We start from the raw sequence: 755 nt of genomic DNA on the forward strand, positions 1-755 counted from the left end.
GAGAAGTCGCCTTTTTGCATGGCGTGTGTTTTCTTGAGGAAGCCGTCGGTCTTGTCCGAGTTCGACAGGTCGGCCGAAGAGACTACCATGTTCTCTACTTGTTGTGCCAGCACGCCAAGTACGGTTGCCGAAGCGGCACGGGTAGCCTGGTTTGGTTTTTGCTCGATGGCGGCCCAGTCTATCGCTGGGATGTAACCTTCGAACCATTTAGTCATCTTTTCGGCCAGCCCGGGGTTTTGTTTTGCCCATTGTTCTTTTTGAGCATATCTCTGGGCTACTATTTGTTTGAGTTCTGCTTTGCGCTTGTTGTAGAGTTCCTGTACTTCGGGGAAGATATGGAATGGGTTTTCAGGGTTTCCTCCAAGGTTTTCGATTGTCTTGTGGAAAGAGGCTCCTGCTGCGCTGAGTGGTTGCCCGTGGGTTTCGGTTTCGTCTTCGAAGGAGGTGCCGTCGGCTTTTACTGCGCCTTTGCCCATGATGGTTTTTCCGATGATGAGTGTCGGACGGTCTTTTTCTTGTTTGGCTTCGGTGAGGGCGGCGCGGATTTCTACTGCATCGTTGCCATTGATGGTGATTACCCTCCATCCCCATGCCTGGTATTTGGCGGCTACGTCTTCTTCGCTGACAGCCGATGTCTTGGTAGAGAGTTGTATGCCGTTGGAGTCGTAGAACATAATCAGGTTGTCGAGCCCGAGGTGGCCGGCTGTACGGCCTGCACCTTGTGATATTTCTTCCTGGATGCCTCCGTCGGAGAT

Annotated in this window: 1 pseudogene; it reads right to left on the bottom strand. The window is 52.5% G+C overall.

What is annotated here, in order from left to right:
- Positions 1–755 (bottom strand): annotated as a pseudogene (locus tag D0T57_RS15350) (transketolase); the annotation flags it as partial.

This window comes from Dysgonomonas sp. 511 (assembly GCF_010501105.1).
In the GTDB taxonomy this organism is placed as follows: Bacteria; Bacteroidota; Bacteroidia; order Bacteroidales; family Dysgonomonadaceae; genus Dysgonomonas.